At 56.7% G+C, this 19,554-nt stretch carries 17 protein-coding genes and 2 pseudogenes; 16 read left to right on the plus strand and 3 right to left on the minus strand.

Features of this window, described 5'->3' with window-relative positions; translation table 11 throughout:
• Positions 1-7: 7 nt before the first annotated feature.
• From ACFW0H_RS06555 to ACFW0H_RS06570, 4 genes are all read left to right on the plus strand, one after another.
• Positions 8-1,081, plus strand: a complete 1,074-nt coding sequence (locus ACFW0H_RS06555) for a polyamine ABC transporter substrate-binding protein (RefSeq protein WP_459077290.1) — start codon at positions 8-10, stop codon at positions 1,079-1,081.
• 141 nt (positions 1,082-1,222) lie between these two features.
• Positions 1,223-2,365 (plus strand): polyamine ABC transporter ATP-binding protein, encoded by a 1,143-nt coding sequence (gene potA, locus ACFW0H_RS06560; RefSeq protein WP_422913093.1) that lies wholly within the window; start codon positions 1,223-1,225, stop codon positions 2,363-2,365.
• Positions 2,362-3,270: an ABC transporter permease subunit gene (locus tag ACFW0H_RS06565; protein ID WP_459077288.1), complete on the plus strand. Its 909-nt coding sequence runs from the start codon at positions 2,362-2,364 to the stop codon at positions 3,268-3,270. The genes potA and ACFW0H_RS06565 overlap by 4 nt, the downstream gene beginning before the upstream one ends.
• A gap of 73 nt (positions 3,271-3,343) precedes the next feature.
• Complete coding sequence (locus ACFW0H_RS06570) at positions 3,344-4,243, plus strand: ABC transporter permease subunit (RefSeq protein WP_422913094.1); 900 nt, start codon at positions 3,344-3,346, stop codon at positions 4,241-4,243.
• Between the two features lie 208 nt (positions 4,244-4,451).
• On the opposite strand, the gene ACFW0H_RS06575 is transcribed toward ACFW0H_RS06570, so the two are convergent.
• Positions 4,452-5,204 carry an NRDE family protein gene (locus tag ACFW0H_RS06575; protein WP_422913095.1) on the minus strand — a complete coding sequence of 251 codons (753 nt, stop codon included), beginning with the start codon at positions 5,202-5,204 and terminating at the stop codon, positions 4,452-4,454.
• A gap of 160 nt (positions 5,205-5,364) precedes the next feature.
• Between ACFW0H_RS06575 and ACFW0H_RS06580 the strand changes: the two genes are divergently transcribed.
• From ACFW0H_RS06580 to ACFW0H_RS06635, 12 genes and pseudogenes are all read left to right on the plus strand, one after another.
• Complete coding sequence (locus ACFW0H_RS06580) at positions 5,365-6,147, plus strand: sulfite exporter TauE/SafE family protein (RefSeq protein WP_422913096.1); 783 nt, start codon at positions 5,365-5,367, stop codon at positions 6,145-6,147.
• A 9-nt stretch (positions 6,148-6,156) separates the two neighbouring features.
• On the plus strand, positions 6,157-6,957 hold the full coding sequence (gene lgt / locus ACFW0H_RS06585; protein WP_422913097.1) for a prolipoprotein diacylglyceryl transferase: 801 nt from the start codon (positions 6,157-6,159) through the stop codon (positions 6,955-6,957).
• Positions 6,957-7,472 (plus strand): annotated as a pseudogene (locus ACFW0H_RS06590) (thymidylate synthase); the annotation flags it as partial. The gene lgt and the pseudogene ACFW0H_RS06590, both read left to right, overlap by 1 nt.
• A 134-nt stretch (positions 7,473-7,606) precedes the next feature.
• The gene (locus tag ACFW0H_RS06595) at positions 7,607-8,854 is read left to right on the plus strand and encodes a tyrosine-type recombinase/integrase (protein WP_422913098.1); all 1,248 of its coding nucleotides are present in this window, start codon (positions 7,607-7,609) and stop codon (positions 8,852-8,854) included.
• Entirely contained in the window at positions 8,851-11,202 is a 2,352-nt protein-coding gene (locus ACFW0H_RS06600; protein ID WP_422913099.1) for a tyrosine-type recombinase/integrase, read from the plus strand. Before ACFW0H_RS06595 ends, ACFW0H_RS06600 begins: the two co-directional genes overlap by 4 nt.
• A complete protein-coding gene (locus ACFW0H_RS06605) occupies positions 11,199-13,268 on the plus strand; it encodes a tyrosine-type recombinase/integrase (RefSeq protein WP_422913100.1) in 2,070 nt (689 codons plus the stop codon). Before ACFW0H_RS06600 ends, ACFW0H_RS06605 begins: the two co-directional genes overlap by 4 nt.
• The gene (locus tag ACFW0H_RS06610; protein ID WP_422913101.1) at positions 13,265-13,771 is read left to right on the plus strand and encodes a hypothetical protein; all 507 of its coding nucleotides are present in this window, start codon (positions 13,265-13,267) and stop codon (positions 13,769-13,771) included. The genes ACFW0H_RS06605 and ACFW0H_RS06610 overlap by 4 nt, the downstream gene beginning before the upstream one ends.
• Positions 13,768-14,601, plus strand: coding sequence for a thymidylate synthase (locus ACFW0H_RS06615; protein ID WP_422913102.1), 834 nt, complete (start codon positions 13,768-13,770; stop codon positions 14,599-14,601). Before ACFW0H_RS06610 ends, ACFW0H_RS06615 begins: the two co-directional genes overlap by 4 nt.
• Before the next feature lie 238 nt (positions 14,602-14,839).
• Positions 14,840-14,983 (plus strand): annotated as a pseudogene (locus ACFW0H_RS06620) (transposase); the annotation flags it as partial.
• The gene (tnpB, locus tag ACFW0H_RS06625; RefSeq protein WP_422913103.1) at positions 14,952-15,182 is read left to right on the plus strand and encodes an IS66 family insertion sequence element accessory protein TnpB; all 231 of its coding nucleotides are present in this window, start codon (positions 14,952-14,954) and stop codon (positions 15,180-15,182) included. The pseudogene ACFW0H_RS06620 and the gene tnpB, both read left to right, overlap by 32 nt.
• Before the next feature lie 61 nt (positions 15,183-15,243).
• The gene (gene tnpC, locus ACFW0H_RS06630) at positions 15,244-16,776 is read left to right on the plus strand and encodes an IS66 family transposase (RefSeq protein WP_422913104.1); all 1,533 of its coding nucleotides are present in this window, start codon (positions 15,244-15,246) and stop codon (positions 16,774-16,776) included.
• 100 nt (positions 16,777-16,876) lie between these two features.
• Positions 16,877-17,464, plus strand: a complete 588-nt coding sequence (locus ACFW0H_RS06635) for a DUF2199 domain-containing protein (protein ID WP_422913105.1) — start codon at positions 16,877-16,879, stop codon at positions 17,462-17,464.
• 262 nt (positions 17,465-17,726) lie between these two features.
• Here the strand turns inward: ACFW0H_RS06635 and ACFW0H_RS06640 are convergent, their stop codons facing one another.
• Both ACFW0H_RS06640 and ACFW0H_RS06645 read right to left on the minus strand, forming a co-directional pair.
• Complete coding sequence (locus ACFW0H_RS06640; RefSeq protein ID WP_422913106.1) at positions 17,727-18,287, minus strand: nucleotidyltransferase family protein; 561 nt, start codon at positions 18,285-18,287, stop codon at positions 17,727-17,729.
• 300 nt (positions 18,288-18,587) lie between these two features.
• Positions 18,588-19,247: a P-loop NTPase family protein gene (locus ACFW0H_RS06645; RefSeq protein ID WP_422913107.1), complete on the minus strand. Its 660-nt coding sequence runs from the start codon at positions 19,245-19,247 to the stop codon at positions 18,588-18,590.
• Between the last annotated feature and the right edge of the window lie 307 nt (positions 19,248-19,554).

The raw sequence follows: 19,554 nt of genomic DNA on the forward strand, positions 1-19,554 counted from the left end.
CCGCAAGATGATGATCACTGCAGCGGCCACCCTGACCCTGGTTTCCCAGGCCCAGGCGGACCAGACAGTGCATATCTACAACTGGTCGGACTACATCGGCGAGACCACGCTGGCGGATTTCCAGAAGGAAACCGGCATCAAGCCGGTGTATGACGTCTTCGATTCCAACGAGACCCTGGAAGGCAAGTTGCTGGCGGGCCGTACCGGCTATGACGTCGTCGTGCCGTCCAACCACTTCCTCGGCAAACAGATCAAGGCGGGCGCGTTCCAGAAACTCGACCGCAGCCAGCTGCCCAATTGGCAGAACCTGGACCCCAACCTGCTCAAGCAGCTCCAGCGCAACGACGCGGGCAACCAGTACGCCGTCCCCTACCTGTGGGGCACCAACGGCATCGGCTACAACGTCGAGAAGGTCAAGGCCGTGCTCGGCGTCGACAGCATCGACTCCTGGGCGGTGATCTTCGAGCCCGAGAACATCAAGAAGCTCAGCCAGTGCGGCGTGGCCTTCCTCGACTCGGCGGACGAAATGATCCCCGCCGTGCTCAATTACATGGGTCTGGACCCCAACAGCACCAACCCGGACGACTACAAGAAGGCCGAGGAGAAACTGCTGGCGGTGCGCCCCTACGTCACCTATTTCCACTCGTCCAAGTACATCGGCGACCTGGCCAATGGCGACATTTGCGTCGCCGCCGGTTTCTCCGGTGACATCTTCCAGGCCGCCTCGCGCGCCGAGGAAGCCGGCAAGGGCATCAAGATCGCCTACGCGATCCCGAAGGAGGGCGGCAACCTCTGGTTCGACATGCTGGCCATCCCGGCGGATGCGGCGAACACCAAGCAGGCCCATGCCTTCATCAACTATCTGCTCAAGCCCGAGGTGATCGCCAAGGTCAGCGATTACGTCGGCTACGCCAACCCCAACCTCAAGGCTGGGGAGCTCATGAATCAGGAAGTACGCACCGACGAGTCCGTCTACCCGCCACAAGCGGTGCTGGACAAATTGTATGTTTCGGCGGAGTTGCCGCCGAAAGTCCAGCGGCTGATGACCCGCAGCTGGACCAAGGTCAAGTCGGGCAAGTGATGCAAGGCCGGTGGTTCCCGCAGTGTTACGGGGCCACCGGATGAAACCTGGCGGGTCCGGGCAGGATGCCTCGTTCACGCTCATGCTGTATAAACGCGCCCGGCCGCGGTGGTCGGGTAGCAAATTCTGGGAGTTGTGGTAATGGCAATAGCCTCCGGTGCCTACAAGAAAGCCCTCGAGGGCAGCCAGCAACCCAAAGAGGTGCTGGTCAAGATCGACCGGGTGACCAAGAAGTTCGACGAGACGGTGGCCGTGGACGATGTATCCCTGACCATCAACAAGGGTGAGATCTTCGCCCTGCTCGGCGGTTCCGGTTCGGGTAAATCAACCCTGCTGCGCATGCTCGCGGGCTTCGAGCGGCCAACGGACGGGCGCATCATGCTCGACGGCGTGGACATCACCGACATGCCGCCCTACGAGCGCCCGATCAACATGATGTTCCAGTCCTATGCGCTCTTCCCGCATATGACTGTTGCGCAGAACATCGCCTTCGGACTTAAACAGGACAGGCTGCCGGCCGCCGAGATCGACGAGCGCGTCAACGAGATGCTCAAGCTCGTGCAGATGACCCAGTTCGCCAAGCGCAAGCCGCACCAGCTTTCCGGTGGCCAGCGCCAGCGCGTCGCCCTGGCCCGCTCGCTGGCCAAGCGTCCGAAGCTGCTGCTGCTCGACGAACCCATGGGCGCGCTGGACAAGAAGCTGCGCTCGCAGATGCAACTGGAACTGGTGGAGATCATCGAGCGCGTGGGCGTGACCTGCGTGATGGTGACCCACGACCAGGAAGAGGCCATGACCATGGCCCAGCGCATCGCCATCATGCACCTGGGCTGCATCGAGCAGATCGGCAGCCCGGTGGATATCTACGAGACCCCCATCAGCCGCCTGGTGTGCGAGTTCATCGGCAACGTCAACCTCTTCGACGGCGAAGTGGTGGAAGACGCCGAGGCCCATGCGCTGATCGCCTGCCCGCAGCTGGAGCGCCCAATCTACGTCGGCCACGGCGTGACCACCTCGGTGCAGGACAAGCGCATCACCTACGCCCTGCGTCCGGAGAAGCTGCTGGTGACCACCGAGCAGCCGAACTGCGAATACAACTGGTCGCGCGGCCGGGTCCACGACATCGCCTACCTGGGCGGTCATTCGGTCTTCTACGTCAAGCTGCCCAACGGCTCCGTCGTGCAGTCCTTCGTCGCCAACGCCGAGCGCCGCGGCGCCCGTCCGACCTGGGATGACGAAGTGTTCGTGTGGTGGGAAGACGACAGCGGCGTGGTACTGCGGTCATGAAAATTCCCCAACTGAAAAACCTGCTGCCGACCGGCCGGCACCTCGTCATCGGGGTTCCGTTCTTCTGGCTGTTCCTGTTCTTCATGCTGCCCTTCGCCATCGTGCTGAAGATCAGCTTCGCCGAAGCCGACGTGGCGATCCCGCCGTATACGGAGATCTACACCTGGGCGGACAACCAGATCCAGCTCATCCTCAACCTGGGTAACTACCTGATTCTCAACGAGGACGAACTGTACCTGGCGGCCTATCTGGGCTCGCTGAAGATCGCCTTCCTCAGCACCCTGATCTGCCTGCTGATCGGCTACCCGATGGCCTACGCCATCGCCCGCGCCAGCAAGGAAGCCCAGACCGTGCTGCTGCTGCTGATCATGATGCCGACCTGGACGGCGATCCTGATCCGCGTCTATGCCTGGATGGGCATCCTCAGCAACAACGGTCTGCTCAATGCCTTCCTGATGGGCATCGGGCTGATCGACGAGCCGCTGCAGATCCTCAACACCAACCTGGCGGTGTACATCGGCGTCGTCTATTCGTACCTGCCGTTCATGATCCTGCCGCTCTACGCCAACCTGGTGAAGCATGACCCGAGCCTGCTGGAGGCTGCCTCGGACCTCGGTTCGAGCACCTTCAACAGCTTCTGGAAGATCACCGTGCCGCTGTCGAAGAACGGCATCATCGCCGGCTCCATGCTGGTGTTCATCCCGGTGGTGGGCGAGTTCGTGATCCCGGAACTGCTCGGCGGCCCGGAGACCCTGATGATCGGCAAGGTGCTGTGGCAGGAGTTCTTCAACAACCGCGACTGGCCGGTGGCGTCCGCCCTGGCGGTGGTGATGCTGGCGATCCTGATCGTCCCCATCATCCTCTTCAACCGTAACCAGGCAAAAGAGCTGGAGGGCAAGGTATGAGCATTACTCTGTTGATCGCCCCCCCTTCTTTCCTCTTCAACCGTAACCAGGCCAAAGAACTGGAGGGCAAGGTATGAAGCGCTTCAGTTTCTCCAACCTGATGCTGTGGGCGGGCCTGCTGTTCATCTACCTGCCGATGGTCATCCTGGTCATCTATTCCTTCAACGCCTCCAAGCTGGTGACCGTCTGGGGCGGCTGGTCGGTGAAGTGGTACGTGGGCCTCCTGGACAACACCCAGCTGATGAACTCGGTGGGTCGTTCCCTGGAGATCGCCTTCTATACCGCGATCGCCGCCGTGGCCCTGGGCACCCTGGCCGCCTTCGTGCTGACCCGCATTCCGCGTTTCCGTGGCCGCACCATGTTCGGTGGCATGGTCACCGCGCCGCTGGTGATGCCCGAGGTGATCACCGGTCTGTCGCTGCTGCTGCTCTTCGTGGCCATGGCGCAACTGATCGGCTGGCCCCAGGAGCGTGGCATCGTCACCATCTGGATCGCCCACACCACCTTCTGCTCGGCCTACGTGGCCATCGTGGTGTCGGCGCGCCTGCGCGAGCTGGACCTGTCCATCGAGGAGGCGGCCATGGACCTGGGCGCGCGGCCGTGGAAGGTGTTCATCCTGATCACCATCCCGATGATCGCGCCGTCCCTGGCGGCGGGCGGCATGATGTCCTTCGCCCTGTCCCTGGACGACCTGGTTCTGGCCAGCTTCGTGTCCGGTCCCGGTTCCACCACCCTGCCGATGGAGGTCTTCTCCGCCGTGCGCCTGGGCGTGAAACCGGAGATCAACGCGGTGGCCAGCCTGATCCTGCTGACCGTGTCGCTGTTCACCTTCTTCGCCTGGTTCTTTACCCGTCAGGCCGAGGAGCGTCGCAAGCGCGCCATCCAGCAGGCGATGGAAACCATGGCCGAGGAGGCCGCTTCCTCCAGCTGGAAGCCGACCACCCCCACTCAGGCCGCCAGCCAGGCTGCCTGACCCGGCGCTGTAAAGCACAAAGGCCACCTTCGGGTGGCCTTTGTCGTTTCGTCTTGTAGGAGCGACTTCAATCGCGAATGAATTCGCTCCTACAAGGATGGTGAACCAGCCGTAGGGTGGATAACGCTCTTTTTATCCACCAGCAAGGCCAGGCATGAGGTCGGATGGTGGACAGAAAAGCGCTGTCCACCCTACATCGGTCCGTGCCTCAGTCCCGCAGTTCGAGGCGCACGTCCCCCAGCTTGGCGCCGTAGGGGCCGTAGCTGCGCTCCACCAGTTCCCGGCTGCCGTCGGCGCGGACGATCAGCGCCGAGCTCGCGCGGGTGCCGTAGGTGCGGGTGGCGATGAACACGCTGGAGAGCATGCGCTCGGTGTTCAGCCCCACGCCGGTCTCCGGCAGGATATGGTCCGGCGCCTGCTCGGGATCATGCAGCAGGTTCAGCAGGGCGTCGGTGGACGGCGGGTTCAGGCACTCGGCGATGGCCGCCTTGCCGCGCTCCACCTTGGGCCAGGGGGTGTCCAGGTCGGCGTTGGAGACGCCATAGATTCCCGGCCTGAGGTTGATCGGGCCGCCGCTGCGCGGGTTGAGGAACCACAGCTCGCGGTCGTCCCCCACCACCAGGTTGAAGCCGGAATAGTCGCCGGCGCGGCGCAGCGCGTCCTCGAGGAATTCGCCAGGCGACATGGTTCCGCGCAGGAACTGCACGCAGAGTTCGCCGCGGGTGCGGCCCACCGGGGGCGTTCGCGGGTCGCGGATATTGGTGAGGGCGGCGAAGCGGCCTCCGGGCCCGGCGCCAAGCCAGGTACCACCGGCCTCCAGGTCACGGCCGGCAATCACGCCGGGCGCGTCTTCCCATTTCGCCATGGGAAGGGTGGGACGTGCATAGAATTCATCGCGGTTTGCGGCGAGCACCAGCGGGACTTCGTGTCCGGGGCGCCATGCGAATACGATCAGGCACATGGAGTCGTCTCCTTTTTATGAGCCGGAGTGTAGCAGTCGGGAGGAAAACTAGATCGAGTTTTCTTCCGGGTTATCGGCAGCTTCCGGCAAGCGTCCATCGTCCCAGGTGGAGTGGGAATCGGCCTTCCGTTAACATGCCGCTTTGTTTTCGGGGGTGTCCATGGAATTCCTGCTCTACCTGGTGCTTGGCGCCTGTGCGGGCGTGCTGGCCGGGTTGTTCGGCGTTGGCGGCGGCATGATCATTGTGCCGGTGCTGGTGTTCAGCTTCACGGCCCAGGGATTCGACCCCGGCATCCTCACCCACCTGGCCGTGGGCACCTCGCTGGCGACCATCATCTTCACCTCGGTCAACTCGGTGCGCGAGCATCACCGCAGGGGTGCGGTGCGCTGGCCGATCTTCAGCTGGATGGCCGTCGGCATCCTCATCGGCGCTGGCCTCGGCTCCCTGACCGCGGCCGCTATCCAAGGCCCGATGCTGCAGAAGATCATCGGCGTTTTCGCCATACTTGTTGCAGTGCAGATGGGCCTGGACCTGAAACCCAAGGCCAGCCGCGATGTCCCAGGCAAGCCGGGACTGACCCTGGCCGGTGGGGCGATCGGCTGGGCTTCGGCGATCTTCGGCATCGGCGGCGGGTCGCTGACCGTGCCCTTCCTCACCTGGCGCAGCGTGCCCATCCAGCAGGCGGTGGCGACGTCCGCGGCCTGCGGCCTGCCCATCGCCGCGGCGAGCGCGCTGTCGTTCATGGTGCTGGGCTGGAACGATCAGCACCTGCCGCCCCATAGCCTGGGCTTCGTGTACCTTCCGGCGCTGGTCGGCATTGCCGCGACCAGCATGTTCTTTGCCCGCTTCGGCGCGCGCCTGGCCCACCGGCTGTCGCCGCGCCTGCTGAAGCGCCTGTTCGCCCTGCTGCTGTTGTCAGTGGGCCTGAACTTCCTGATCTAAGGAGCTGTGATGCTGGCTTATCCCCAGATCGACCCGGTAGCCATCGCTATCGGCCCGCTGAAGATCCACTGGTACGGCCTGATGTACCTGATCGGCATTGGTGGCGCCTGGTGGCTGGCCTCGCGCCGGCTGAAGGCCTTCGACCCGACCTGGACCAAGGAAAAACTCTCCGACCTGGTGTTCTGGGTCGCCCTCGGCGTGATCGCCGGTGGCCGTCTCGGCTACGTGCTGTTCTACGACCTGTCGGCCTATATCGCCAATCCCCTGCTGATCTTCGAGGTCTGGAAAGGCGGCATGTCCTTCCACGGCGGCCTGATTGGCGTGATGTTGGCCACCCTCTGGTTCGGCAAGCGCAACAACAAGAGTTTCTTCCAGCTGATGGACTTCATTGCGCCCCTGGTACCCATCGGCCTGGGCGCCGGCCGTATCGGCAACTTCATCAACGCCGAGCTCTGGGGCAAGGCCACCGACCTGTCCTGGGCGATGATCTTCCCCACCGACCCGGCCCAGCTGCCGCGCCATCCGTCGCAGCTGTACCAGTTTGCCCTGGAAGGCGTGGCGCTGTTCGTCATCCTCTGGTTCTACTCGCGCAAACCCCGTCCGACCATGGCGGTTTCCGGCATGTTCGCGTTGTTTTACGGCATTTTCCGCTTCGCTGTGGAGTTCGTCCGCGTACCTGACGCCCAACTCGGTTACCTGGCCTTCGGCTGGCTGACCATGGGCCAGGTTCTCTGCCTGCCGATGATCGTCGGCGGCATCGCCCTGATTGTCTGGGCCCATCGCCGCCAGGCCGCCCAAGGAGTCGTCTGATGAAACAGTATCTCGAGCTGATGCGCCGCGTGCGCGAGACCGGCACCTTCAAGAGCGACCGCACCGGCACCGGCACCTACAGCGTGTTCGGTCACCAGATGCGCTTCGACCTGGCCGAGGGCTTTCCCCTGGTGACCACCAAGAAGTGCCACCTGAAGTCGATCATCCACGAGCTGCTCTGGTTCCTGCAGGGTGATACCAACATCAGGTACCTGAAGGACAACGGCGTCTCCATCTGGGACGAGTGGGCCGACGAAGAAGGCAACCTGGGCCCGGTCTATGGCTACCAGTGGCGCTCCTGGCCGGCGCCCAATGGCGAGTCCATCGACCAGATCGCCAAGGTGGTGGAGATGATCAAGCGCAATCCGGATTCGCGCCGCCTGATCGTGTCGGCCTGGAACCCGGCCCTGGTGGACGAGATGGCGCTGCCGCCCTGTCACGCGCTGTTCCAGTTCTACGTGGCCGACGGCAAGCTCTCCTGCCAGCTGTACCAGCGCTCGGCCGACATCTTCCTTTTACGCCCCCTCCGGAAAAATGCACAGTACGTAATGGCTGCGTAAAAAAATTTGCCTTCCGACAGTGATTATTGTGCCACCTATAAAATGCACAGTGTGTATAGTCCCATGGTCAGTCGGAAGGATGGAAGTACATGAAGGTACTAGCAGTACAAGCAAAGACGCTTGATCTCAGTGAGTCACCAGTCCTAGAGGAAAGGGGGGTGGACCAGACTCAGCTTCAAGGCCAGCAGCGATTCACGGGTGCAGCTGTCTTTGACGACGATGAGCGGCTGCTTCCTCTGGCATCTGGTTTCCTGACTCATGGGCTCCAGAATGCTCTGATCTCGTATCAGTCCTGCCTGACGTACGGGAAAAACATCGGATACACCCATGACTTCCTCATAGGCCTCCGAGAGTTTGCCGATTGTGAGCGCGACTCGGCCTTTCTCGATGTCCGCACTTACGCCATCGAGGAATACTTCTCCCATTTGCGTGAAGATCAGGACCTGTCCACAAAAACGATACGTAACAGAGATTCGTCCTTGATGGCCTTCTTCAACAAATACCTGTGTCGGGGAGTGGATGACACCCCGGCCCCGAGAAGTGCCGCCAATCCTTACGCTGAGGGGCTTCTGTCGCCACGCCCGCTGAGAAATCTCGTTGCTGCTTGCTCAGTTGCAGACCTAAAGGAGCTGATGCTTTCGACCAAAAGTGAGCGAGAGCGATGTCTTCTCCAGTTTATCTTTGATACTGGGGTCAGGCGCTCTGAGGTTCCAAGGGTAACGCTGGCTGCGATTGATGATGCGTTGGATTTCCAGAACTCCCTCTTCATATCAGCAGGCGTGAGCGAGGCTATAAATGCTGATTACTGCCCACTCTACATTGCAGGCAGCAAGGGGCATTCGGACCAAATCAAGCCACGGACAACGCTCGTAAGCAGGGCGACATTGCAGCGCTTGAAGAAGTACCACAGCTCCCCGCTGTACAAAATGTACAGGAAGCAGTTTGGCAAAGCAGATGAGACCCCGGCGTTCCTGAATGCCGAAGGCACTGCATACACGCCGAATTCCGTCACCAAGCTCTTGGACAGGGTATCTACTCGGGCGCTGTCGAGCAGGAGAATCGCGAAGAAGATCTCGCCGCATAAGCTACGCCATGGAAATGCCTATGCAATGCTCCGAAGCCCAGACATAGGCACAGATCACCTCGACAGGTTAGTGGCAGTCCAGAAGACTTTTGGCCACTCAGACCTTTCGACCACAGAGGTCTATACCCACATCCCGTACGACCTCTACCAGAAACTTTTGCGTCCTGGTACTGAGACCAAAACCAAAGCAGGTGAGATGGAGGAGCTGGTCAAGCAAACGCGTCTTCGAATTGACATAGGAGACTCGAAGTGAAGCTCAGGCCTAGACCAGAAGAGGTCGATGCGATCATTGAGGCTTGGGTGGCTCGTGCTACTGAGAGCCGAGAGTCACTCCTTAACGTATCGTTGGGTAGGAAGGGATGCGCGCCAATTTTATCGAGCGATGCACTGATTGAGCAAACTGGGTTGAGCGCATCAACTGTAAACAATAGGAGCCATAAGTTTGCACCAGTATTGGATGCGATGCGCGCCCATGGAATTATTGTAGAGGGGCACTCTTCTACCGCATGCGAGTGGAGGCGGAAATTGCTCTGCTGGTACGAAGGCATGACTCCCGAAGCAAAAGCCATGATCCCTGTTGCCGGCAACACTATAAAAGCGCGCGGTTATCTTGACGACATAGACGAGCTTTCCGGGTTGCGTGGCGCTCGAACTCAGCACGAACTGGTTAGCGCAACCTTTGACGATATCCTCGAAGATCTTCGAAAGATCGGAGTGCTTGATGGTGAATATAAAACTGTCAAGCAGAGGATTGAATCAAAAGTAGTTCTGGAGAAGGGTAAGTCTTTAAAGGAAAAATTCATCGAGTTGCGGGGTCGTCGAGTCATTGTTTTGGCGGATATAGCTTCAGCCACTGAAGAGCCGTTCTATCATCTGCTGCACATTTTCAGCGTTTCCTCAATGAAGAGTAGTAGTGCTTCAGGGCAAGGCAACTTCATCGAATGCTTTAAAGCGATGCGTGACTGCTTAGAATCTTCGGGCTTCAGCGGCACTGAAGACATCAAGGAGCTAGTAACGGCATATTCGTTGCCCCGACTTCGTAATTATCTCCAAGAAAAGATCATTGAGGGAGTTTTCTCAACAAACCATTGCAGCACGCTAATGAGTGCGGCAAGAGCGGTGATGAAACGCGTTCTACAAATCGAGGGGTTCGGCCTAACCAGTTTCGTGGCATCGGGTGGATTCGACACAGAGCGAGAAACTGACATCTATAAGCCATACCCCGCCGCAGTTCGAAGCAATATCGCGAAAGCAATTCAACAAGAAATTGCGGAGACGAATCAGTTGGCTCAACCCTACGTGCCCAGTTTTGTTGGTCAAGACCCGTTTGATAGTGATGGCCGGATTCGCCGTGGGTACGCAACTATCGATAATGCGCGTTGGATATTTGAAAATAAATTGGGGTGTCTGCCAATAGGCTATGCAACTGCCGATAAGGACAATCGTTACCATAAAGCATTCTTATCGATAATTAATGTTGCGGCCGAGTCTATCGATCAGATTTATAGGAGTTGGGGCTGTCTTTATCAAGTTGACTCAAGAGTGCTGGCTCCCTACATGGCACGGCTTGCTCAGGTCACTGGTATAAATGCTGATTCCCTTAAAGGCTTAGAGCTTGATGACTTTGTTGAGAGTCACGACCTGACAGGTCGACCTTGTTTGCTCTATTGGAAAGAGAGGTCAAGTGGAGAAAAGCTTTATCATCTTGATCTGTTTCAAGCGGATATTTCTTGGTTGACCAGCTCGCAGGGTCGAGAGGTAAAGCAGATATTCGACGATGTGATTTATCTCACAAGGAATATCCGTGATCTGGCACCGGAGCCTGAGAAAAACAAACTATTTATCTACCAGTCCAGCTCTCGTCGAAAATTTGGTGTCGTGGACTCAATTCAAGCATCTACACCCAATTTGATGAATGAGATGTTTGCCAGCTTTTCTGCTGATCATGGTCTGCTGAACGAAGATGGCAGTCCGCTCAAGCTATCAGCGTCACGGTTTAGGCCAAGTTTCGTTAGTGAGCTGGTTGAGCGGGGCGTCTCAATTCGTGAAATACAAGTTTTGCTTGGGCATTCTGATATTTCTAAGACACTTGCATATCTTGATCGGATGGATTTCAACTTTACCGCAAGGAAGCTTCTGAACAAGGCCTTGCATGAGATGCACCAAGGTACGCTCAAAGATGAGCAAGCTGTTATACCAATAAACAACCTTGAAGCCCCCGCTGGCGGGATGTCTATTAGCAACGGCCTCGTGACATGCCGGAATATGTATGACCCTCCAGATTTCATTAAGAACCTAAAGAGCTATGACCCGAAGAGGCCTTGTACGCTTTTTAATAAGTGTCTGGCGTGCAGCAATAGCATCATTACGGTCTCGCACTTGCCTTCTCTTTTCGCAATGCGAAGGGATTACCAGCGAATGATTGAGGTGAATAGGGTGCTGGACACGCCCTATGGCGAGGTCATTCTGGAGAACTTAGACATTCTGAATAGTATCCTGGACCCGGAAACATCGGATTTCTCTGAGCATGAATTGTCAGAGGCAGAGCGCTTGTCAGAAAATTTGGATACGAATGTTTTGGTGGAGAAGGTGTTGCTATGACTGAGCGCATGATGCTGATAGTCAGAGAGTTCAGGAAATGGCGCAGCGTTCTACATCATCTCGCTGGAGGCTTTAACCAGGCGACAACACAAAATAGTGTTGAACTGCTTAAGGCTCTGGAGTGGTATGAGGGGCTATTAGCTCTGCCTGTGAGTAAAACCTCAAAAATCGGAGATCCGTTCTGGGATTTTAACGCCGACGAACCCCATGCAGCAAAGAACGTACAAGGTGCGAAGCTGCGCATCGACTTTAGGAAGTTTTCGGAGCTGAATCAGCTTGCTGTTCTTGAAGTTAAAATTGCGATGTATTGCTATTTGAAGATGCCCTCAAGCGTGAGGGGCGTTACGGTCAGCGGCAGGGTTTCCAAGTCCAATACCGTAATTGCTTGCTTCAAGGCCGGTATCAGTTTTATCAACACTATGTCACAGCAAGCTCGAAGCCTTCTAACAGATAGGTTTTTCGAAGATGGCTATCATGGTATCGCCTACTTCGATGCGGGGACATATCGTGAAGCGGCAGTAGTACATCCCTATTCGTTTGGGCCAGATCTCAAGTTGTTTTTTAAAATTCTGAGATCGCCTTTTTTAGAGGAACATGTATTTGGTTCTCCCTTGCCATATGTTGAGTTAGATGAGTTAACTTGGGGTAAGGTGCTTCAAAGTCCAGAGGAGTCAGAGAAAACCTATCGAATATTGCCGAATCCAGTATTCGAGAAGGCATCGCGAGAAGCATCGTTTGCAGTTGTCGATTTTCTTGATGCTTTAGGTGAAGAGATTCGAGATGCAGACACTCTAAGCCGACGCAACGTCAAAGAGTACTGTTTGGCTTCAGTCAATGGGTTAAACCGTGACAAACTTGAACTTTATACCGTGTTGCGTTTGCGTCGTAAGGGGTATGACACTTTCGGGGTTGAGTCTGTCCTTGGTAGCGTTAGCCAACGGCTGTATTCAGATCGGCTGCCGGGGGAAATTAGGTCGGCGTCAGATTTGAGGGATTACGCTGGGGCAGATATAGATAATAGTTTTAGATTGTACTTGAACTTTGTATCCTATAGTGCTTGCTATCTTGTGGCTCAATATACAGGCATGCGCCCATCTGAACTGTCCGGGATATTGGTTGATTCCTGTCTTGAGTCGGAGGGGGACTACTGGCTCATAATCAGCAATGTCATTAAGCATCGCCAGAATCTTTCAACGTTGTTTGACGACAAATGGATCGCAATCCCAATTGTGCGAGATGCAGTTCGGGTTGCTCAGTTGGTAGCGAAGATAAAGCAGAGTCCGTATCTGTTTTCCAATGTTGACACCGTCGATCAAAGTGGCGAGGCTAAATCGATGGGGTCTCAAGGGATTGCGCACCAGTTCGATTTGTTTTTCACGGAGATACTCACGGACGAAGAGTATACGTCTTTGGAGTTTTCTCCCTATACCCTTCGTCACACCCTTGCTTATCAGATGGCAAGGGCTGAGATTGGGCTGCCTTTCATTTCTTATCAACTCAAGCATTTCGGTAACTTGATTGGTTCCGCCGGCCAAAATAAATCCTTCAGTGCAGACACGCTCGGCTATGGCGCCATTGCGGACATCCTTTCTAAAGGCGGGCGGTCTAGTGGGCGGACTCCCCGCGAGTTGGCCGAATTGGAATACATAAAAAATTTTTGCGATCCGGATGGTAGTTTTGCCGGGCCGAATGCAGAAGGTCACCGGGCGCGAATAAAGAAAGTGTTTGAAGGATTCCTGGCCGCTGGGTACACAAAAGACCAGGTCTTTGACCAAATGGTAAAAAAGCGCCTTGCTGTCATTAACGTTGGCCAAGGGTTTTGCTATGGGGGCCGTAAAGAAGACTTCGATGAGTCACTCCCGTGTATTGGGTCGCTGCGATGCAACCCAAACCGCTGCAAGAACGCAGTGGTGACGAAGGCCAATGCGCCGAAGTGGAGGGAGATCTATACGCAAAATCTTATGGCCCTTAACACCACGGACTCTTCTGATCAGGAGGAATTACGAGCTGCGATGGATGAAGCCAAAGGAGTCCTGGAATACTTGGGTGAAGAGGTCGAAGTATGAGTGCCAATTCGTTTGATACTGCGAATCAGATCGATTTTGACAAAAATACTGAAGCGCTCACTCAAGGGCTGCTGCGGATTGCGTCAGATAAGTCACTGAAGCCAACCGCCGCCGAACTTAGCCGGATAACTGGAATTCATAGAAATACAATTCGGCAGCGTAAATGGCCAGTCGAGCGCTTAGAGGCTATTAAGGAAAACCGTCGGGCAGAGGTTATTGCTGAGAAGGTCAAGGCAGAGAAGAAAAAAGACCCAAAGAGCATATTGCTGGAAAGACTCGAAAAGAGCCGTTTGGAAGTCTTGTATTGGTTCGATAAATTTCAGCATTCCGAGAGTGTGATGTTCACACTTGAGAAGCGCTTAAATTCAATTCGCGAGTCAAGGGATTTCTATGTTAAAATGTATGAAGAAGAGCGTGTCAAAGTACAAGATCGAGAGGCTGAAATATTGAGGCTTCATAATGCGCTCCAATTAATCAGCTCTGGCTTAGAGGACTCAAAGTGAAGGCCTATCAAGATCTTCTTTCTGATGTGCTTAAAAATGGTGTTCAAAAAGGTGATCGAACGGGGACAGGTACGATTAGCGTATTTGGCCGTCAGTTTCGCCATAATTTAGAGGATGGCTTCCCTCTTCTTACGACCAAGAAGCTTCACTTTAAAAGTATCATCAATGAGATGATTTGGTTCCTAAATGGCGATACCAATACAAAGTGGCTAAAAGAACGCGGAGTAAGTATCTGGGACGAGTGGGCAACTGAGGATGGCGATCTTGGTCCGATCTATGGGAAGCAGTGGACAGCTTGGCCAACACGTGATGGAAAAACCATCAATCAGATCGACTATGTCGTAAATACCTTAAAGACTAATCCCAATAGTCGTCGTATTCTCTTTCATGGCTGGAATGTGGAATATCTTCCTGATGAAAGCTTGAGTCCTCAAGAAAACGCTCGCAATGGAAAGATGGCGCTTCCGCCGTGCCACTTGCTATATCAGTTCTATGTTGCCAACAATAAGTTGTCCACGCATTTATACATTCGTTCGAGTGATCTCCTGCTCGGGAATCCATACAATTTGGCTGGGGCTAGTTTTCTAACTCATATGCTTGCGCAGCAGTGTGATCTTGGGGTTGGCGAAGTTGTAATTACCATGGGGGACGCGCACATTTACCTGAATCATTTAGAGCAGGTGAAGCTTCAGTTGGCCCGAGAACCTAAGCCGCTTCCGAAACTGGTGATTAAACGAAAACCGGCGAGTATCTACGACTATACTTTCGAAGATTTCGAGATTGTCGGGTATGACCCACATCCGCATATCCCGGCCCCCGTGTCCATTTGACACGAGAGTTGGCGGAGGGGGGCGGTGTAGCATGCGCCCCGCTCATGGATACATTCAGCCTAAGGCTGGCCATCCCATCCATGCCCATGCATGAATGTCCTGGGGCGCTGAGCGCGCTCCTGATGGGGAGCCGGACTGTAAGCGTTCTGCAAAGGCACCTACCTGATCCCTGTATTAAGGGCGATGGTGTCCACCTATTTAAGTGGACACCATTTTTAGCTCCTGCAAGCGGATCGCCATGCGCCAACGAAACTCCTATCCAAAGCCGTTCAAATCCCAGGTCGTCCAGGAATGCCTGCAACCTGGTGCCTCGGTGGCCAGTGTTGCCCTGAGCCATGGCATCAACGCCAATGTCGTGCGCAAGTGGTTACCGCTCTACCGCGACCAACCGGATCAAGGTGCTGGTGCACGACGGTGTCGGGATCTGGCTCGCTGCCCGGCGATTGCACCAGGGGCGCTTCATCTGGCCGGGTCTCCGACATGGAACCGATATGGAGTTGGACGCCGAGCAACTTCAGGCTTTAGTGCTGGGTTTACCCTGGCAGCGTGTGGGTTCAGGCGGCTCAATCACAGTGCTGTAGCCCCCGCCATTAGCCCATCGATTCGTCGCCGCTGATTGCCCTCCCTGGCACAATCGCCGACATGACTTCCTCGCCCAACCTCGACCAGATGACCCCTGACCAACTGCGCGCACTGGCCGCGCAGTTGATGTCGCAAGTCGAGACGCTGGGCAAGAAGATCCAGCGCATCGAAACGGTCAACGAACAGCTGACCCACGAGATCGCTCTGCTCAAGCGGCACAAGTTCGCCAAGCGCAGCGAGCAGCTGAGCCCGGCCCAAGGCAGTTTGCTGGAAGACCTGATCGACACCGACATCGCCGCCATCGAGGCCGAGCTGAAGGCGGTAAACCCGCCGACCGTCCCGGCAGAGCCGCGCCAGCAGCCCAAGCGTGCGCCGCTGCCAGCGCAATTCCCGCGTACCGTGATCCGCCACGAGCCCGACAACACCCAATGCGCTTGCGGCTGCCAGCTTCAACGCGTCGGCGAAGATGTCAGCGAAAAGCTCGACTACACACCCGGCACCTTCACCGTCGAGCAGCATGTGCGTGGGAAATGGGCCTGCCGTAAATGTGAAACGCTGATCCAGGCACCGGTGCCGGCCCAGGTGATCGACAAGGGCATCCCCACCGCCGGGCTATTGGCCCACGTGATGGTGGCCAAGTTCGCCGATCACCTGCCGCTGTACCGGCAGGAGAAGATCTTCGGCCGTGCCGGCCTGGCCATCGCCCGTTCGACGCTGGCTCAGTGGGTCGGGCAAACCGGCGTACAACTTCAGCCGCTGGTCGATGCCCTGCGCGAAGCGGTACTGGCCCAGCGCGTGATCCACGCCGACGAAACCCCGGTACAGATGCTCGCGCCCGGAGAGAAGAAGACCCGCCGGGCCTACGTCTGGGCCTACAGCACCACGCCGTTTGCCGACCTGCGCGCCGTGGTCTACGACTTCAGCCCCAGCCCCAGCCGCGCCGGCGAGCATGCGCGCAACTTCCTTGGCCAATGGAACGGCAAGCTGGTCTGTGACGACTTCGCCGGCTATAAGGCCAGCTTCGAGCAAGGCATTACCGAAATCGGCTGCATGGCCCACGCCCGGTGCAAGTTCTTCGACCTGCACGCGGCAAACAAAAGCCAACTGGCCGAACAGGCACTGCACTCGATTGCCGGCCTGTACGAAATCGAACGGCAAGCCCGCGACTTGAGCGATGAGGATCGCTGGCGAATACGACAGGAGAAAGCAGCTCCCATCCTCGAAACACTGCATACCTGGATGCTGGCCCAGCGCGACTTGGTGCCTGAAGGGTCAGCGACTGCCAAGGCGCTGGACTACAGCTTGAAACGCTGGAGTGCGCTGACTCGATATCTCGAGGACGGCGCTGTGCCCGTGGACAATAACTGGGTCGAGAACCAGATCCGGCCATGGGCACTTGGACGCTCGAACTGGCTGTTTGCCGGGTCGCTGCGCAGTGGCAAGCGGGCGGCGGCGATCATGAGTTTGATCCAGTCAGCTCGGATGAATGGGCATGATCCGTATGCCTATCTCAAAGATGTGCTCACGCGGCTGCCGACGCAGCGGGCGAGTGAGATCGGCCAACTGTTGCCGCATCGGTGGGTGCCGGCTTAGCCTGCGCAAGGTTGGTGGGCAGACGGTTATGGTTGAAAGAGTGCTCGACGTGCTGCACCACGCTGCAAAGAAACTGAGCTTGCATTAAATGGGAGACCAGATGCCCAATGAGCAGGCCTTCTACGCATTCAACACAGTCAAGGAACTAGAAATGGCAGGGATTTTTGCCTTCCGATGTGGGTCTTGCGAGGAAATCCATGAGGGGTCTCCATCGTTTGGATTTAATGCCCCAGACCACTATGCATGTCTCACCGATGAGCAAAAGGCGGTGAATGCACGGATCACATCGGATCTATGCGAAATCACCTTCGAAGACCAGACAGATTTTTTCATCCGCGCGGTGCTTGAAATTCCCATTCACGGTGTGAGCGAGCCCTTTCTTTGGGGCGTCTGGGTATCTCTCTCGCAAAAAAGCTATGAGCGATACGTAGAGACCTACGACACCCCGGTAGAGGGCGATTGCTTTTTTGGATGGGTCTGCAACGCGATTCCGTGGTATCCCGAGGCTGGAAATCTGGCCACCGATGTCTATGTGCAAACGGACGGATGTCGGCCTCTGCTGCGTCTACATTCTGGCAGCACGGACGATCACCCGCTGATCCTGGATCAGGTGAATGGGATAACCGCAGCAAAAGCTCAGCAGATCGCTGAATTCGTTCTGCACACCCCTACCGCTACTGCAACCTAGGTGAGTTGTGCTGCTAGGCGAATGTCCGGTTCCGCCTGCCTGAGGCAAGGTGAGTTGGGCGTACGCTTACCAACGACAGCAAAGCCAAGAGCTTATGGTTCCTGCATGGGATCGAGTACCCGGAGGACTACCGGGACTGTTGAGTGTCGGGCCGACCGCACTGCGAATCTAGGCCTGGAAAGCGTCCTGTTGCCCCCCCTGCTTGCCGACCGGGCAATTCTGCCGGCTGCACGAAGGTGCTGCTACGTTTTCACTACTCAGTTCACCAAGTTTCGAAGAGCTTCAGACCGGGCCAGGTTGCGAGCCAGTTCTTTGAACGAAGCCGATCTTGATATACCTGCCGTTTCTCTGCCTGGAACTTCGTCGTGGGTCGGACGACAAGGTTGAAGAGGTCGTCCAGCCCCAGGGGCGCCGCGACTTCGATCTCGCCATTCACCCCCAACCGTACGGCTACCGCAGTGGCTGTTTCCGGCCAGCAGGTCATGGCGTCGGTGGCCGAGGCATAAGGAAGATCATCATTGCGAAGGTGCATGTGCGCCTGGTTCTTCACGGACCAATTCACCCTGTGATCCTTGCGCCGCAAGATGGACTCGAGGCGGGCATCCAGCTCCCGGGAGGTCTGCTCGCAGTCAAACCAGATGACATCGATGTCAGCCGGCAGCGGTGAAGCGCTTCGCTGATGCAGATGGTCCCATACCGCACTACGCACAAAGCCCGCCGCGACCCAGCAATCTGGAAGCTCCAGCTCTTGTACAAGCTGGAGAATCCGCCAACGCACCGGATCGCCAGCGATGATTGTCTGCACCTGTGATATCAGGCTCATAGGCGATTGCCTGGGCATCCATGTGAAGGGGCGGAGACTAGCATGATGTCTGCTACTGGCTGATTCTGTTGAAAGACTCCCTGCGCAATTTCAGATCACGAAAGTATGTCTCACGCTGAATCTGAGTCGTTGCGGACATCGGACCGGCTCCAGGCTTTTCGTGCAATCGCGCAAATTGGCGTTCTTGCGGCTCTGGGCAGGTGGAGCCGGACAATACCGCCTTTTTCAACAGAATCGGCCAAGAGCGGTCACCCGGGGGGCAATGGGGCTTATGCCAACACCCTGTCCCCCTGATCGCTGTCAGTCACGCTTGTGGCCCTGATATCTCCAGTTGTTTGGGTTCAGCTGAGTGGCCCGGTTGTTGGCCGTTGCTTTGTTCGCAGAGTTATTGGGGTTGAGCGTATTGCTCCGATCATCATTGCTCTGCGTTGTCAGATGCTCGTTGGGGTAATGGTCCCAGGTCGCCAGGCCGACAACCACGCGCTTCTCCCAAGCGGGGAATTCACGAGCAGGCTTGTTCAGATCGAACAAGTAGTTCCAAAAGTCGTGCTTATCACCGATGTCTAGTGCTACGCCCGCCTGCATTGCGGTGGCGAACGGGTCCAGCTGGCAGAAGCAAGGGTTTTCCGGGGTGGACCATTCGCAGGGCTGGCGAATGAAAAATGGGGTCGCGCCACCTAACGCTTCGCAGAGTTCAGAAACGGTATGTACCTTAATTAGCTTCTGGTCCCTGGTATGCACCCAAGTGAGCCGGTTCCGGTGTTTGGCCGGCAGCAATTGGCGATCTGGGAGGGAGGGCTTAGCAGCGAGTTCGGTGACCCGCTTCCAGTTCGAATAACCTGCCTGCGCTGCAACGTGGTCTAGCGCGGTCGCTAGATTGCAACCAGAGGCGTTTCGAAGAGACTTTGCTGCGCGCTTGAGTTTCTCGACAGCGGTAGCGGTGATCTGAGGGTGGTTCATGCGTGCTCCAAAAGTTGAAGCGGATAAATCCAGTGCCCACTGCTGAATTCCGCTAACTATGGAATCAACGCAAAGGTGAAGCTTCATCGTCCCGGCGAACCAGGTGAGCCGTAGATGGGCAGCACGCGTCGATGTGCGCGTACGTCGATAGTACACTCTTGAAATCGCGATGCGCTAGCCGTTTGAAGGACGAGATGGCTAAGTGGATAGCCCCTGTTTCTCTAGAGAGTTCAATACCTCGTTGTGAGGTCAACTCAGCCTAGCCTTGGTCGTCCGCTTCTGGCCGATTCTGTTGAAAAACTCGAAT

It is taken from the genome of Metapseudomonas cellulosilytica, from assembly GCF_049334135.1.
GTDB lineage: Bacteria > Pseudomonadota > Gammaproteobacteria > Pseudomonadales > Pseudomonadaceae > Metapseudomonas.